The organism is Geomonas silvestris (assembly GCF_014193515.1).
Lineage (GTDB): Bacteria > Desulfobacterota > Desulfuromonadia > Geobacterales > Geobacteraceae > Geomonas > Geomonas silvestris.
In genome coordinates this window covers 112687-128189 of record NZ_BLXX01000010.1, presented here as the reverse complement: position 1 = coordinate 128189, position 15503 = coordinate 112687, and the positions used below count along the sequence as shown (strand labels likewise).

Annotated in this window: 9 protein-coding genes; 2 read left to right on the top strand and 7 right to left on the bottom strand. The window is 67.8% G+C overall.

Annotated elements, in window-relative coordinates; genetic code table 11:
- Positions 1–50: 50 nt before the first annotated feature.
- The 3 genes from GMST_RS15365 to buk are packed head-to-tail and all read right to left on the bottom strand — an operon-like array spanning position 51 to position 3413.
- The gene (locus tag GMST_RS15365) at positions 51–797 is read right to left on the bottom strand and encodes a glycerophosphodiester phosphodiesterase (protein ID WP_183355573.1); all 747 of its coding nucleotides are present in this window, start codon (positions 795–797) and stop codon (positions 51–53) included.
- A gap of 10 nt (positions 798–807) precedes the next feature.
- A complete protein-coding gene (locus GMST_RS15360) occupies positions 808–2343 on the bottom strand; it encodes a phosphate acyltransferase (RefSeq protein ID WP_183355572.1) in 1536 nt (511 codons plus the stop codon).
- Complete coding sequence (gene buk, locus GMST_RS15355; protein ID WP_183355571.1) at positions 2340–3413, bottom strand: butyrate kinase; 1074 nt, start codon at positions 3411–3413, stop codon at positions 2340–2342. Before buk ends, GMST_RS15360 begins: the two co-directional genes overlap by 4 nt.
- Before the next feature lie 522 nt (positions 3414–3935).
- On the opposite strand from buk, the gene GMST_RS15350 reads away from it, so the two are divergent.
- Positions 3936–5216, top strand: coding sequence for a sigma-54-dependent transcriptional regulator (locus tag GMST_RS15350; protein ID WP_183355570.1), 1281 nt, complete (start codon positions 3936–3938; stop codon positions 5214–5216).
- A gap of 258 nt (positions 5217–5474) precedes the next feature.
- Entirely contained in the window at positions 5475–7523 is a 2049-nt protein-coding gene (locus GMST_RS15345; protein WP_183355569.1) for an MCP four helix bundle domain-containing protein, read from the top strand.
- A gap of 133 nt (positions 7524–7656) precedes the next feature.
- Here the strand turns inward: GMST_RS15345 and GMST_RS15340 are convergent, their stop codons facing one another.
- The 4 genes from GMST_RS15340 to GMST_RS15325 form a co-directional block, all read right to left on the bottom strand.
- Positions 7657–8541, bottom strand: a complete 885-nt coding sequence (locus GMST_RS15340; RefSeq protein ID WP_183355568.1) for a Rossmann-like and DUF2520 domain-containing protein — start codon at positions 8539–8541, stop codon at positions 7657–7659.
- 137 nt (positions 8542–8678) lie between these two features.
- A complete protein-coding gene (locus GMST_RS15335; protein ID WP_183355567.1) occupies positions 8679–8900 on the bottom strand; it encodes a hypothetical protein in 222 nt (73 codons plus the stop codon).
- Between the two features lie 149 nt (positions 8901–9049).
- On the bottom strand, positions 9050–13507 hold the full coding sequence (locus GMST_RS15330; RefSeq protein WP_183355566.1) for a translocation/assembly module TamB domain-containing protein: 4458 nt from the start codon (positions 13505–13507) through the stop codon (positions 9050–9052).
- On the bottom strand, positions 13504–15273 hold the full coding sequence (locus GMST_RS15325; protein WP_183355565.1) for an autotransporter assembly complex protein TamA: 1770 nt from the start codon (positions 15271–15273) through the stop codon (positions 13504–13506). The genes GMST_RS15330 and GMST_RS15325 overlap by 4 nt, the downstream gene beginning before the upstream one ends.
- Positions 15274–15503 lie beyond the last annotated feature (230 nt).

Here is a 15503-nt window from a genome sequence, read left to right as displayed (position 1 = left end):
GGCTCATCCCGGTTGCGGTTGTGAGGTTTGCCGGGCGGGTCCGGCACCCCCTAGCGGTCCAGGTTCTGGCGCAGCCACCCGGGCCGGTTGGTCATGATGGAATCCACCCCGAGTTCGAGGAGCCGGCGCGCCTGCCGGACGCGGTCCACGGTCCAGACGTGGATCTCCTCCCCCTCGCGCCTGAGCTCGGCCACGAACTCCCGGTCCAGGACGCTGCGCTCGCGGCTCGCCAGACCGTCGGCCCGGCAGGCTCTCAGGGTCTCCAGCACCTGCCGGGGCTCGGGGTGCCAGCTCCCCCGAAAGCGGTAGTCGGTGAGCCAGCAGGCCCGGTACCCGGGGAGACGCTCCTTTACGGCGCGGATCAACTCGGCGCTGAAGGCAAGGATCCTCACCTTATCGGCAGGGAACCCGGATCCCAAAAGGGTGTTTTCCAGCCTCGGGAGGATCTCCGTCCCGCACTTTATCTCGATGAAAAAGAGCTTCCCCGCGGGGATCTCCTCCAGCACCTCGGCGAGGCTCGGGATCCGCTCGCCGCGCCAGCGCTCCCCTTTCCAGGCGCCGGCGTCCAGGTGGCGCAATTCGCCGAAGGAGGAGCGCGCCACCACCAGGTCGGCGTCGGCGGTCCGGGCGGTGCGTTCGTCGTGCAGGCAGACGATCTCGCCGTCTTTTGAGAGGCGGAAGTCGGTCTCGATCCCGTCGGCCCCTTCGGCAAAGGCGAGCCGGAAGGAGCCCAAGGTGTTCTCCGGGGCCTCCCGCGGGGAGCCCCGGTGCCCGATGATGAGGGTCTTTTGCGACATCACGCGCCTCCTAGGGTGCCGGCGCCGGCAGCGCGGCGTCGGCGCTCCCCTCCCCCTCCCCTCGGTTCAGGAAGTGGCTGTAGAGCGCGCTCGCGCTGATGGTCAAAAACTTGGTGAGGTCCGAGTCGCTGCGCGAGGTGAGGATGATGGGTGCCCGGGCCCCCAGGACCACGTTGGCCACCTCGGCCCCCATGGTGAACACCCAGCTCTTGTACAGGAAGTTCCCCCCCGAGATGTGCGGCACCACCAGGATGTCGGCCTGGCCTGCCACCGGGTTTCCGGTGAGCCCCTTCTTGGCGACCGCCTGCGGGTAGAGCGCGAGGTCGTAGGAGAGCGGCCCGTACACGTCGGCGAGCGCCCACTCCCGCTCCGAGAGGCTCCTTTCCATGAGGGTGGTCGGGATCTTCGCCGAGGGGACCTCGTTTGCCTCCAAAAGCGCCACCTTGGGGCGCTCCACCCCGAGGGCGCGCGCCACGTCGACCGCGTTCTCGATGATGTCCACCCCGGAGGCGGGGTCGTCGTGCAGGAAGAGCTCGGGGTTGATCCCGGGATCGGTGAGAAACACCAGCCGGTCCACGCCGGGGAGCTCGAAGATGCTCACGATGGAGAGCCGGCGCCCGGTGCCGATGCCGTGCTCCCGGTTCAGGACCGCCTTTATGAAGGGGGCGGTGTTGATGCTCCCCTTCATGAGCATGTCCCCCTTCCCCGCGCGGATCAGGCCGACCCCGGCCCGCGCCGCCTCCTCCTCGTAGCGCTCGCTCTCCGCCTCGACCTCCAGGTACTCGTAGCGCTTTAGGTAGAGGAGCTCGTTCGCGCACTTACTGCGGGTGCGCTCGACGCTCCCCACCAGGAAGGCGCGCTCGATGATCCCCTCCTCGATCCCCTTGTTCACCGCCGAGAGCGACACCGGGTCCGGGCAGACCAGGACCACGTTCTGCCGGGGCAAAAGCTGCGCCGCCTCGATGAGGCTCTTCATGCCGCGCCCCTGGGTGAGGTTCAGCATCGACTCGCTCTTGTAGATGACCGCCACCATGCGCGCCTTCTCGGTGATGGCCCTCAGGGTGTGCGGCAGGACCGAGTCGAAGTAGAAGGAGTCGCCGGGCTCCAGCCGGTAGGGGGTTTCCCCCACGGTCACCTCGAGCTCCCCTTCCAGCACGAAGAGGAACTCCTCGCCGGGGTGGCGGCTTACGTCGAGCTCCTGGCTTCTCTCCTGGAAGATATCCACGATGAAGGGCTCCAGGTGCCGCCCGGCAAAGGCGGGGGCCAGGCTCTCGTAGTGCAGGAAGTCGCGCCGGGTGACGCCGACCCGCTCGTTCTTGCTGGTCTTGAGCGCCTTCTGCTCCACCTGGTCCTTGCCGTAGAGGAGCCGGGAGATCCCGACGCCGAGCAGGGTGGCCAGCCGGAGCAGCTCCGAGATGGAGGGGGCGAGCTGGTCCGCGAGGACACTCTCCAGGGTGCCGCGGTTCCAGTTGAGCGCCTGGGCCACGCTCTCCAGGGAGACCCCCTTTAGCTTAAGCACCTCCTTGAGGTGGCGACCGATCTTCATGCCTCCCTCCCCGGGTAGACCCGCGCCTCTTCCAGCCGGGTCAAGACCCTCAGTGCGCCGCCGATGAGCGCCTCGAGCTCGAACTCGCCGGGGCGCAGAAAAAGCGGCGCGATGAAACGGACCTTGGCGGAGAGCGCCGCGACCAAGCTCTGGCTGCGGGCGAGGCCGCCGGTCAGGACGATGCCGTCCACCGCCCCGTCCAGGGCGGCCGCGAGCCCCCCTACTTCCTTGGCGATCTGGTAGGCCATGGCCTCGAAGATCAAAGCCGCCTCGGCATCCCCTGCGGCCATCCGGCTTTCCACCTCGCGCAGGTCCACGGTCCCCAGGTACGAGTAGATCCCCCCCTTGCGGGCGACGAGTGCCTTCAGTTCCGGGATCGTGTAGACGCCCCGCTCCAAAAGCTCCAGCACCCCGACCACCGGGAGGCCGCCGGTCCGCTCGGGTGCGAGCGGCCCGTCGCCGTTCAGGCCGTTGTTCACGTCCACCACCCGACCCTTGCAGTGGGCGCCTGCGGTAATGCCACCCCCCATGTGCACCACGATCAGGTTCAGCTCCTGGTAGGGGCGGCCGAGTTCCTGGGCCACGTCGCGGGCCGCTGCCTTCTGGTTCAGCGCGTGGAACATGCTGCGCCGATTGATCCCGGCGAGTCCCGAGACCCGGGCCACCGGCCAGAGCTCATCCAAGACCGGCGGATCGACCACGAACGCCGGCGCGCCGCTGCGCTGGGCCACGCTGCGCGCAAGTATACCACCGAGGTTCGCGGCATGTTCCCCGCTCACCCCGACGCTCAGGTCGTGGGCCAGGGCCTCGTTGACCAGATAGACACCCCCCTCGACCGGCCGCAACAGGCCGCCGCGTCCGACCACGGCGTCGAAGGCAACAGCGGCAAGCCCCTCTCTCTCCAGGTACCTGTCGATGCACTCCAAACGGAACGCGAACTGATCGCCAATCCTCACGAAACGGTCGATCTCCTCCCGCGGGTGCTCCAGGTTCGCCTTCAGGGTCCGCCCCTCGTAGAGCACCCCGACCTTGGTCGAGGTGGAGCCAGGGTCGATGGCCAGAATGTTCATGACGCGCCTCCTGTTTGATATAACCAAACATAAAATTTGTTTACACCATACAGTGAAGGGCGGCAGGCCGTCAAGCAGAACCCCGCTAACGCGCACGGTTTTTCGGGATTTTGAGAGCGCTTCCCGGGTCCGGCTCCTGGCGCAGGCGGCTCGCGAGTCGCCAGATTCTATCTCATTTATTCCAGCTGCTCAAGTGAGCGACGGGAAAATGGCGAGTGAGAGACCAGGCAAGAGTTTAACTGACTGGCCATCAAGGACCGGCTGACACTACTCAAATCAGGAGCTAATGCAGGCCTCAATTTAAGAGAGTTTAGCCAGGGGTTCAGCACAACAAAAACAGATTTAAAGAGTTGAAGCACCGCAGTTTTAAAAACAAAACAAAGTGTATACCGCATCATAGTGTTTTCCCCCTAGCCTATAAGGAAATACCCGCTACACTTTAGCTTGCAACGCGGACCAGATCGTCCGAAACACCGGCCAGAGGCCAGTTTAATCGAACAGGGCCGGCACGTGGAGAGCACCATGAAGCAAAAGATCCTGCTGATCGAAGATGACACCTCCAACCGCCTCGGCATCGTCAGGTCCCTCTCCGAAGTGGGCTTTGCGGTCAGCGTGGCCAGCAACCTGGCCAACGCCGAGGAGGACGTCCTGGCGCGCCGCTTCGATGCCGTCGTGCTGGGAGTTTCCCGCGCCTTCGGCAAGGCTTCCGCGTTCATCAGGGCGGTCAGGGTCTACGACCCCTACCTTCCCATCGTGGTCCTCACCGGCAGCGAGGAGATCGAGGTCGCGGTCGACGCGGTGCGCTGCGGCGCCGACAACGTGCTGGGGAAACCGGTGGAGTTCGAGGCACTCAGCGACACGCTCAGGACCCTTTTGGCGGACGAGGCCCGCAAGGCGCCGCGCGCCGCCGGGAGAAACCAGGCGCGGCGCATCGAGGAACGGTTTTTCGGTACCGGCCCGGCGGCCCGGCGCTGCCTGGAACTGGCGGCCCAGGCGGCCGCGGGGAGCGCGCCGGTCCTCATTACCGGCGAGACCGGAACCGGCAAGGGACTGCTCGCCAAATGGATCCACCAGAAGAGCTCCCGCGCCAACCGCCCCTTTGTCGCCTTGAACTGCTCCGGGCTCCCCGGCAAGCTGGTGCGCACGGAGCTCTTCGGCAGCCGCTCAGGCGCGCAGTCGAAGCCGGGGCTTTTGGCGCAGGCGGCCGGCGGCACCCTCTTTCTCGACGAGATCGGCGACCTTGACCTCGCCGTACAGGGCGAACTCCTCGCGGCGCTCAGCGCCCGCCCGGGTGTCCCGTTCCAGCTGATCTCCAGTACCAACCGCCAGCTCGACGCCCTGGTCGGCGCCGGCTACTTTCTCCCGGAACTCCTCTACTTCGTAAGCGGCAGCGTGTTGAGGATACCGCCCCTTAGGGAGCGGCTGCGCGAGCTCCCCAACATCGTGCGCTTTCTTCTGGACGAGCTGCGCGGGCCCCAGGCCTCGATCGGCGAGGAGGCACTCGCCACCCTCAAGGGGTACCACTGGCCCGGCAACCTGCGCGAGCTCAAAAATGCCCTGGAGCAGGGGCTCATCGTCTCACAGGGTGCGCCGCTTGGCCCGGAGCACTTCAACTGGCTCAAGCCCGCCCTCAAGGCCCGCGGGAGCCACCCCCTGCTCACCATGAGCGAGATCAAGGAGCAGCACATCGCGGCGGTCCTCAAGCGCGCCAGCGGCGACGTAAACGCCGTGGCCAGCTGCCTGGGGATCTCGCGCGCCACCATGTACCGAAAGCTTAAACAGCTGGGGAACCGTTCCTGGTAACAGGCCCGCCCCCTCCCCCCCTTTCGGACCGAAGCGGGGGGAGGAGGCGCCCCCGCCACTCCCCTCCACAGCACCCCGCCCCCGTTAATCCACTCACACATTATATTAAGCTCACCCCTGAGAAATACCCTCAACATTACCGGTTTCTCTGTCGATACCAATCACAGAGTCGGGAAGCTGTGCGATTGCACTGGCACAGCCCGGCCTTCCCAAGGAAAGCACAACGCTCTGTATCAATAAAGAATCGGGAGGATTGAGATGAACTGGTTTTTAAACCTGAAACTGGGTGTGAAACTCTTGGCGGGGTTTCTGGCCGTCGCCCTCATCGCCGGTTTCATCGGGTGGTTCGGCATCAGTAAGATCAACCAGATCGAGCAGGCCAGCGACACGATGTACCAGAGGGTGACACTCCCCTTGGCGGAACTGGGCGACATGGCGGTCTCCTTCCAGCAGGTGCGCATCACCATACGCGCCATGGTGGAGACCAACAACCCACAGGAAAAGGCCCAGTACCTCGAGGCGATCAAGAAACTGCGCGGCGAGATCAGCGAGAAGTCGGCGGCCTTCGAGAAGACCATCCTCTCCGACGAGGGGCGCCAACTCTTCGAGGAGTTCAAGAAAAGCCGTGCGGCCTACGGCGCGGTCATCGACCGTGTGGTCCCCTTGGCCATGGCCGAGAAGGACAAGGAGGCGATGGCGCTCATCAACGGCGAGGGGCGCAAGGCGGCCAACTCCGAGAAGGGGATCATCGACAAGCTGCAGGACAGCAAGGTGAAACAGGCCAAGCAGACCGGCGAGGCCAACAAGGCCCTGGCGGTCGCCGCGGCGCGCCTTATGACCGGTGTCGTCTTTGGCGGTGTGCTGCTCGCCATCTGCCTGGGGCTCTTGATCAGCCGCATCATCACCGGCCCGATCAACGCCTGCGTGAGCGCCGCCAACCGGATCGCCGCCGGCAACATGGAGGTCCAGCTCGACTCCAGCAGAAAAGACGAGACCGGGATACTGCAGGGGGCCATGCAGCAGATGGTCCTGGCGGTTCAGGCCCTCATCAAGGACGGCATCATGCTCTCCGAGGCCGCGGTCGCCGGGAAGCTCGCCACCCGCGCCGACGCCTCGCGCCACCAGGGGGACTTCAAGACCATCATCTCCGGCGTGAACCAGACCCTCGACGCCGTGATCGGCCCCTTGAACGTGGCCGCCGAGTACGTGGAGCGGATCTCCAAGGGGGACATGCCCCCCAGGATCCGCGAGGAGTACCGCGGCGACTTCAACGAGATCAAGAACAACCTGAACGTCCTCATCGACTCCACCGAGAAGATCACCGAGGCCGCCAAGCAGGTGGCCGGCGGCAACCTGACCGTGCAGTTGGCCGAGCGCTCCCCCAGCGACGAACTGATGCGCTCGCTCTCCACCATGGTCGCGAAGCTCTTCGAGGTGGTAAGCGACGTAAAAGGTGCCGCCGACAACGTGGCAGCGGGGAGCCAGCAGATGTCCTCGGGGTCCGAGGAGCTTTCCCAGGGGGCGAGCGAGCAGGCGGCCGCCGCCGAGGAGGCGAGCGCGGCCATGGAGGAGATGTCGGCGAACATCCGGCAGAACGCGGACAACGCGCTGCAGACCGAGAAGATCGCGGTGAAATCGGCGGCGGACGCCCAGGAAGGGGGAAAGGCGGTACTGCAGACCGTGGCGGCCATGAAAGACATCGCCGGCAAGATCTCCATCATCGAGGAGATCGCCCGCCAGACCAACCTCCTTGCACTGAACGCAGCCATCGAAGCGGCCCGCGCCGGCGAGCACGGCAAGGGATTTGCGGTGGTGGCGAGCGAGGTGAGAAAGCTTGCCGAACGGAGCCAGAAGGCGGCGGCGGAGATCTCCGAGCTCTCCTCGACCAGCGTCGAGGTGGCCGAGCAGGCGGGCGACATGCTGACCCGGATGCTCCCGGACATCCAGCGCACCGCCGAGCTGGTGCAGGAGATCTCGGCTGCCTGCCGCGAGCAGGACAGCGGTGCCGAACAGATCAACAAGGCGATCCAGCAACTGGACCAGGTGATCCAGCAAAACGCAGCGGCCGCCGAGGAGATGTCCTCGACCGCTGAGGAGCTCTCCAGCCAGTCCGAACAGCTCCAGGAGACCGTCGAGTACTTCGACATCGGCCAGGGGAAGGGGAGCCGGACCGGCAAGGGGGCGAAGCCGGCCGCCAAAACGGTGTTAAAAAAGGGGGCCCCGCCCGCCGCCAAGCTCACCCACTCGGGGAGCCACGGAGCCACCCTCATCATGTGTGAGGTGGACGACCAGTTCGAAAGCTTCTAGACCAGTCGGAAAACGGTTTCGGGGCGCCCTGGCGCCCCGAAACTATCCTCTCGCGTGCGCGCGAGCCCCTCAACACACCAACTCCAAAACTCAGCGGCCGACGGTCCGCCCCCCCCAATCTGCCTTGTTCCTCTCAGCCCTTTAGAGGGCCGTTTTCCAACAGCCCCCCCAATTTGGCCGGCCGCTGCGGCGGTGCGCCCTCTTTCTGCCCGGAGAGTTCCAGGGCGACCAGCCCCAGCTGCCGGTAGAGTTCCGCGACCGAGGGATCCCACTCGCTCAAGGCGGCAAGCTGGCGCGTCACCGTCCCCAGGTCGCCCCGGGCGATTGGGCCGGAGAGCGCTCCTGCCGTGCCCATCCGGAAGATGTTATCCACTGTCCCCGAAACCAGCGGCTCGAGTACCTGCCGCGCGACCTCGGGCCCCACGCCGGCCCGGCCGAAGGCCCGCAGCCCCAGTTCCACCAATACCGGCAGGTAGTTGCAGGCGAGCACGGCCCCGGCGTGGTAGACGCTCTTGAAGGCGGGATCGATGGGGAAGAGCTGGGCGCCGAGCGCGCCGAAGATGGGTTGCAGCAGTTCCAGTGCCTCGGAATCACCTTCCGCAGCGCACCACGTTCCGGGAAAGTCCTGAACGGCGCGTAGAGGATCGGCGAAGCTGCGCACGGGATGCAGGCTAGCGATGCGGGCCCCTGCCGCGGCAACCGGCGCGAGGACGGAGCTTGAGAGCGCACCGCTTAGGTGGCAGACCACACACCCCGCGCGGAGCCTTCCCGAGGCGGCCAAACGCTCGGCGCATCCGGCGATGGCGTCGTCGGGAACGGCGATCAGGTAGAGTTCGGCGGGGGCGAGCTGCGCATAATCGCGCACCGGACGGCCGGCACCGATAAAGAGCGTCCCGTCGGTCCCGGACTCGGCCGAGCGGGTCAGGATGTCCCGGACCTCGCAGAGCCGGGCCTCGTTGAGAAGACGCCCGAGGGTTCGCCCCACCGCGCCGCAGCCGATCAGATTGAGTGTTGTCATGAGGTTCACCTCGGGGTAGCTGGCGGGTCAGGTTACCCGCAAAGCGGCGGGGTGTCAATCAGGATGGGCAAAGGAAAACGCCCCTCTCTCGTGCGAGGAAGGGGGCGTTTCCGTGATAGCGGCTATGGGCGCGGGGGCTACTTGTCGCGTCCCTCCAGACCGTAGTCGTCACCCTCGACGCACTCGGTCTGCGCCTCCAGAAACGACTCAAGCTGCGGGTCCTTGATGATCTCGGTGACGCCGTGGTTCACCGACCAGGCAGCACCGCAGACGCTGCATTCGGTGATCCCCTCGGTGAATCCATCTGAATGGAGATTGGTGGCGGTCTGTAGCTGGTTTTTGCATACCGGGCATTTCATGGCGATCCTCCTCTCACATCGTTTGCGGGAAGTAAGGGTCCGTCGCTCAAAGTATGACGGCTGATTGCTCTTTGGCAAGGATGCGCTTAAATTGCCGCGGACTTTTGTCACGGGCTCCCCAGGAAGATCCAGTCCGCTCACGCTCAAGATCAGTCGAACTCGACCTTGTAGTAGATGTCGGCGCCGCTTTCACTGCCGCTTTGGGTCTCGATCTGCCAGTGCCGGAAGATGTCATAGCGCAACTGGAAGAGATTTCCTCCGGTAACCAGCGAGCGCCCGTAGCTTAAGTAGAGCTTCGGGGTGAGGTATTTCCCCACGGTCAAGAGCGACTCGCCGGTGGTCTGGGTGCGGGGGGCGAGGCCCGAGGGGGTGACCGAGATCTCCTTGTACCCCATGCGCCCGGCGCTGGCCTGGTCCACCGTCTGCAGCCCCAGGACGCTCAGCCCGAGGCGGTCCTTGATCTGCTCCTGCAGCGACTCGGACTGGCCGAGGGAGAGGAGCGAGCTGGCCGCTCCGGCGACGAGGCTCGCCTGGTCGCCGCTCCCCGCCCCCAGCGGATGGCCGAGCACCATGTAAGCCATGATGTCGACGTCGGGAAGCGCCGGCTCCGAGTAGAGTTTCACCACCTGGGACCCAAGCGGCCCGGCGACCGTCACCCCCGCCTTCACGTCGGCCACGGTGCGCAGCGCCAGGATGTCGAGGGTCGGGCGCTCCACCGGGTCGTTCACGTAGTAGAGCCGGCCGCGCACGATGTCGAGATCGATCCCGTAGGCACGGTAGCGCCCCTTGACCACCCGGATCTCGCCGCGGCTGGTGATGCGCTCGAGTCCCGACAAGGCGAGATTCATCTCCCCTCCCAGGGTGGCGTCGATCCCCTCCGCCTTCACCTGCACCTTGTTCCCCAGGGCGAGCCGGATCTCCCCTTCCACCTCGAGGGGGAACTTCTTGCCTGCCGCGGCCGTTTCGGCCGGTGCACCCTCGAGGACTACGTCGGGGCTGGTCCCCACGGCGGAGCGGGTCGGGGGTCCGGAGATGAGCATCTCCGGCACCACGATGTCGCCGCGGATGGCGACCCGGGTACCTTCCCCCTCGATGCGCAGGTGCGGGGAGGTCAAAAGCTGCAGCTCGGGAAGGTAGACGGTCTGGAAACGCTCGCCGCTTAGGACGGCGCTGTAGCTTGCCAGCTGCCACCCCTTAAGCCGCAGGAGTGCGTTCCCCTCGAGCCGTCCCGGCCCCGACTTCGCCGTGATCCCCTCGATGCGCACCTCGTCGTTGCCCAGTGCCGCCTTGAGTCCCAGCTCCTCGACCCGGATCCCGGCGCTGGGGAGGTAGGCGCCGGCGTTGGCCAGCGTCACCCCGCCGGTCAGGTTCGGACTCCCCCAGGTGCCGGCCAGGGCGAGGGCAACCTCCAGGTCGCCGTGGGTCTCCTGCGCGAGCCCCGGGAAGAGCGAGGTCAAGAGCCCCTGCTCGCGGAGCCGGCCGTTCAAGGAGCCCTTGAGGAGGCCGGAGGGGTTCGGGGTGACCGGGAGCCGGGCCGGGATCGGGAGCGCCAGGCGCCCCTGCGCCGAGCCGTACTGGGCCAGCGAGAGGTCGAGGTTCCCGGTGAAGCTCTCGCCGCGCCAGTCGAAGTTAAGCGAGGCCGAGCGGAGCTTCGCGGTGAGCTGGGTGGCGCTCCCCTGCCAGCCGGCCGTCCCGGAGGAGAATTCGCCCGCACCGGAGACCTCCAGGCGCCGGCCGGGCAGGAGCCTGCCGCGCGCCTCGCCGGACAGAAGCCCGGTGATGTTGACCGAGCCGGGGAGCCAGGGCTTTAAAAGCTCAGGCTTGAGCCCCCCCCAGGCGAGGGCGAACTCGCCGGTCTCGGGAAGCGCGAGCGACGCGGGCGAGTTGGAGGAGAGGCTCCCGCGCAGCGCCGCCCCCCCTTCCAGGGCCAGGTTCACGCTAGCGCGGGTCCCCTTGTCGTCGGCGTCCAGGCGCAGCGCCAGGCGCTCGAAGGCGAGCTGGCGCCCCTGGGACTGGTAGACCCCGTTCGCCTCCGCCGCGCCGGCGAGCTGCAGGCGGCCGGGGGCACCCTTGGCGGCGCGCCAGCCGAAGTTCACCTCGAACTTCTGCAGCTGGGCCGCCAGGGAGTCGTCGCCGCTGATCCAGGAGCCGCGCCCGTCGGAGAGGGCCAGGTTCCCCTTGAGGTCGAGCCGGGCCCCGGGCCTGAGCCGGCCGCTGGTCACCCCGGCGAGCCGCCCGGTCACCTGCACCCCCTGGGGGAGGAACGGGGCCGCGAGCGCCAGGTCGAGCTGGGAGACGCGCAGGCTCAGCTCCCCCTGGTCGGGGAGCGCCAACGCGGCGGGGACCCGGGTGTCGAAGACGGCGTAGGCCGTCCCCTGGCCGCCGGAAAGCGCCAGGTCGACGGTGGCATGGCTCCCGGCGGCGCCGCCCTCCAGGGAGGCGCTCAAGCGCTCGATGCCGAGGGTCTTTTTGTTGGCGGTAACGCTGCCGGCGGCCTCGAGGCGGGCGCTGACCGCCACCCGGCGCCCGGGCAAGAGGGTCAGCTTCAGGTTTCCGGAGCTCGCACCGGAGAGCTCGCCGCCGGTGAGCCAGGCGTTGGCGCGGGCCAGGTTCAGCCGGCTGAAGTCGCCGGCGAGGGTGCCGGTGGAGGCTTTCAGGTTCAGCTCCCCGGAGAGCTCCAGGCGCTCCTGGGGGAGGCCGTTCAACACGAGCGGCGACACCGAGAGCCGCTCGGCATCGATGGTAAGCCGGGCCGGCGCGGCGAGCTGCCAGGGGCCGACCTGGTCGCGTCCCGAGAACTCGCTCAGGGTGGCGCTCCAGGTCCCCGCCTGGTACCCGCCGGAAAGCGCGAGCTGCGCCGAGGCAAGCGGCCCGGCGAGCTGCGCGGCAAGCGTGTGCCTTGCCAGGGTGCCGTCCAGGAGGAGCCGGGCGTTCTGTGCGCTGAACCCGCCGACCGCCACCCCGGTGAGCTCCGCGGAGAGCTGCAGGGGATAGGCGGGGGCCTCGCCCAGAAGTGCCGCGAAGCTCAGCTGGGCGGCGCGGATGCCGGCGACGGCCAGCCCGCCTCCCGTTCCGGTCGCACTCCCGGAGAGGCGCCGGTCGCGCCAACGCACCCAGGCGTCGGCGTTCAGGCTCCCGGCGCTGTTGGGGACCAGGCGCGAGAGGTCGTTCACCCGCGCGCTCAGGTCGAGGCGCTGATCGAGTTCCCCCGATCCCTTCAGTTCGAAGCCCCGCCCGGCAAGGAGCAGGCGGTCCACCCTGAGGCGCTCTCCGGCAAAGGCCGCCGCGAGCTCCCCCTGCAGTTCCTGGCCGTGCAGGCGGCTCTCCAGCAGGCGCCCGTTCACCCTGCCGTGCGGCGCTCCTTTCTTCGGGAAGACCAGGTCCGCGGCCAGGTCGAGGTTTACCTCTCCGGACCAGTCGGGGGCGAGCCGCGCCGGGTTGAGCCCCCGCCCCGCCAGCCGGCCGCGCACCGTGAACTCCTTCAGCCAGTCGAGGTCGAGGTTCCCGGAGAGGGCGCCGTCCAGGGCCTGAGCGGCGATACGGCTCAGGCGGAGGGTGGTCGCGGTCCCCTGGTAGCGCGCGGCGAGGGCGGCGCTCTGCCAGCCGGGTCCCCGGTTTTTCAGGTCGAAGCTGCCGCGGTAGCGCTGCGAGGTGCCGGAAAAAAAGAGCGTTCCGGAAAGGCGGGTCGGCCGGTGCAGGTACTCGTTCAGGTCGAGGTCCCGGGCGTTGAGATCGAGGGCGATCAGGGGGGCGCCGGCTGTGAGGGTGAGGCTCCCCGTTCCCCCGAGGGTGCCACGTTCGCCGGGGCGTACCAGCCTCAGGTCCCGCAAGAGGAAGGCGTGTTGGGTCACGGCGAGGCCGCCGCTTAGCTCCAGGCGCTGCCGTCCGCGGCTCTTCCCCGCCGCTGCGAAGCTTCCCGCCAAAAGCTCCGGACCCCGCCCCCCAGAAAGCCTCGCCTGCAGCGCAAAGGAGTCCATGCCGTTTAACGGTGCCTGGGGCACCAGCGCCAGGTCTATCTTGAGGCGCGGGGCGAAGAACCCGGCGGCGAGTTCCCCGGTGGCCCGCCCCTGGGGGAGCTTCACAACGAGCCCCGTCACGCCGAGCTCCCCCTCGCGGTAATCGAGGGAGGCGGCGGCGCGCTCTACGAGCACCGGGTCCTGGGCGAGTTTGCGGTAGCTGACCCGGGCGAGCTCCAGGCGCTCGACGCGCCCGCTCAGGCGCCGGGTCATCCCGGAGAGCCTGGGCCAGGAGAGCAGCGGCGCCTTCGTGGAGGGGGGGAGGTCATCCTGGACGGTCACCCCGGAGAGGGCAAGCCGCGACACGGCAAGCCGCCAGTTGAAAAGCTCCTGCGGCTGCCAGACCAGGTCGAGCTCCCGGACCTCCACCGAGAGCTTGGGCTTGGCAAGCGCCACCCCCACCAGGTGCAGCCGGTCCCACAGGCGCCCCTCGACCTTTTGGGCGCTCACCCGGTACCCGGCCGCCCCAGCCCCGGTCTCGAGGGCGAAGCGGGCCCCGGAGCCGGTGCCGACGAGCCAGGCGAAACCGACAGCGAGCGTCACAAGGGCGAGCAGCACGGCGAGGGGCAGGTAGAGCGCTAGCCGCTTCATAGCTGGAACCCCACGGTGAACACGATGCGGTAGCGGGTCCAGCCGCTGTCCAGTGGATGGGCCAGGGAGAGGTTCAGCCCCCCGACCGGGGTGTAGTAGTGCACCCCGATACCCAGGGCCTGGTAGAGCTTGATCCGGTTCAGGTCGCTGAAGGCGTTGCCGGTATCGAAGAAGGTCGAGACCCCCCAGTTGTCGAAGAGGTAGCGTTGCAGCTCGGCGCTGGCGAAGATCAGGTGCCGCCCCCCCACCACCTGGCCGCTCGCGTCGCGGGGCCCCAGGCTCTGGTAGCTGTAGCCGCGCACGCTCTCGTCACCGCCGGCGAAGAAGCGGATGGAGGGGGGGACGTCCCCCAGGGGGTCGGCGAGCAGCGTCCCACCCAGCCGGGTGCGCAGCTGCAGGGCCAGGCGCCAGGGGAGCGGCAGGAGCGCGTTCCCCTCGACGATCCCCTGGGCCAGTGCCGAGTCGGAGCCGAGCGCCTGGTGCGCCCCCCTCAGGTCGACCATGAAACGGTAGCCCCGGTGGGGGCGAACCAGGTTGTCGAAGTACTCCTTGGAGAAGCGGAAGCCCGGGAGCACCAGCCGCGAGGAGGAGTCCTGGCCACCGATGGTAAACCGCTCCTCCTGGACCTTCACGTAGGCGGTCCCCACCTCGCCCCGGTTGAAGCTGCGGTTACGGTCCACCTCGACCGCGACCAGCTTGCTCTGGTAGGTCCCCACGTCCTCTTGCTGCAGGTTCAGCTGGAACATGGTGGAGGTCTTGATGTCGCGGGGGCTCGGGATGGTGTAGCGGCCGGCAAAGCCCTGCAGGCGCTGAGCGGCGTAGATGTTCAGGTCCAGGTCGTGCCCCAGGTGGAACAGGTTCAAGTCGCGGAAGCGGACCGTGAAGCGGGCCCCGGTGTCGGTGCCGTAGCCGACCCCGGGCCGGACGCTGCGCCGGGGCGCCGGGGTGAGCACCACCTGGACCGGCACCTTGTGCTCCCTGGCCAGGTCCCTCTGCGGGTTGACCACCACCTGCTTGAAACGCTCGGAGTTGGTGAAGTTGAGCTGGGTCTCGGCGAGCTTCGCGTTGGAGAAGACCTCACCCTCCTTGAAGGTGACGAAGCGGCGCAGGTACTCTTCGGGGTAGTCCCCCGCCCCCTCGATGCTGACCCCGTCGAAGAAGTAACGCGGGCCGGTTTCCAGTGTGAGCGCGATGCGGGCCTCCAGCTCGCCCGGAGCGATACGGATCTCGTGGCGGGTGTAGTCGGCGTCGAGGTAGCCAAGCGAAACCGCCTGCGACTTGAGCCCCCCCTTGGCCCGGTCGTACTCCGGCTGCAAGAGGACGTCCCCCTTGGCAAGCGGGAAGGCGCGGGAGAGGCCGACCAGCTCTGCGGTGCCGGCGCCGGGGCCGCTCAGCGACACCTCGACCCGGCTCACCCGCACCGGCTCGCCCGGGGCGACCCGCACCAGGAGCCGGTAGCGCCCCCGGCCGCGGTTCTCCTCGATGGAGACCCCGACCACCGCGTGGTAGTAGCCGAACGGTTCCAGGGCGTGCCGGACCTGTTCGGGCGCGCGCCCGGCGAAGCGCTCCAGCCAGAGCCGGTCCACCTTGCCGTCCCGCACCAGGCCGGGGGGGAGCGCCAGGGCCTGCTGCACGTTCTTGAGGGCGTCCCCCTCGACCCCGGTCACCTCGAGCGCCACCGGGTCGGCGGCGCATGCCCGCCCCGCCCCCCCCAAAAGGAGCAAAAGCGTGCAGATGATGAGCGGGAGCGTGGCGAAGCGGGACATGGCGGCAGCCTTTGCGAGGAAAATAGTGCCGGGTGGGGGTGGGCGCCCGCCGGACGCTGCAATTCTACCACCTATCCTTGACGCTGCAGGTGCGCCGCCCACACTTTCATTGGAAAAAGCTCGGCGCCCCCCGCGCCCTCCCTGGCGGCCGTGCCACCCCCTTGGCGGATTACTCATTGTAATCACTAGAGAATCTGGAGCGTTGCGGTCGAATGCCCGGGGCCGCAAGG

Coding starts and splice junctions, on each gene's coding strand:
- GMST_RS15365 (WP_183355573.1), bottom strand. CDS start 797: ATGTCGCAAAAGACCCTCATCATCGGGCACCGGGGCTCCCCGCGGGAG.
- GMST_RS15360 (WP_183355572.1), bottom strand. CDS start 2,343: ATGAAGATCGGTCGCCACCTCAAGGAGGTGCTTAAGCTAAAGGGGGTC.
- buk (WP_183355571.1), bottom strand. CDS start 3,413: ATGAACATTCTGGCCATCGACCCTGGCTCCACCTCGACCAAGGTCGGG.
- GMST_RS15350 (WP_183355570.1), top strand. CDS start 3,936: ATGAAGCAAAAGATCCTGCTGATCGAAGATGACACCTCCAACCGCCTC.
- GMST_RS15345 (WP_183355569.1), top strand. CDS start 5,475: ATGAACTGGTTTTTAAACCTGAAACTGGGTGTGAAACTCTTGGCGGGG.
- GMST_RS15340 (WP_183355568.1), bottom strand. CDS start 8,541: ATGACAACACTCAATCTGATCGGCTGCGGCGCGGTGGGGCGAACCCTC.
- GMST_RS15335 (WP_183355567.1), bottom strand. CDS start 8,900: ATGAAATGCCCGGTATGCAAAAACCAGCTACAGACCGCCACCAATCTC.
- GMST_RS15330 (WP_183355566.1), bottom strand. CDS start 13,507: ATGAAGCGGCTAGCGCTCTACCTGCCCCTCGCCGTGCTGCTCGCCCTT.
- GMST_RS15325 (WP_183355565.1), bottom strand. CDS start 15,273: ATGTCCCGCTTCGCCACGCTCCCGCTCATCATCTGCACGCTTTTGCTC.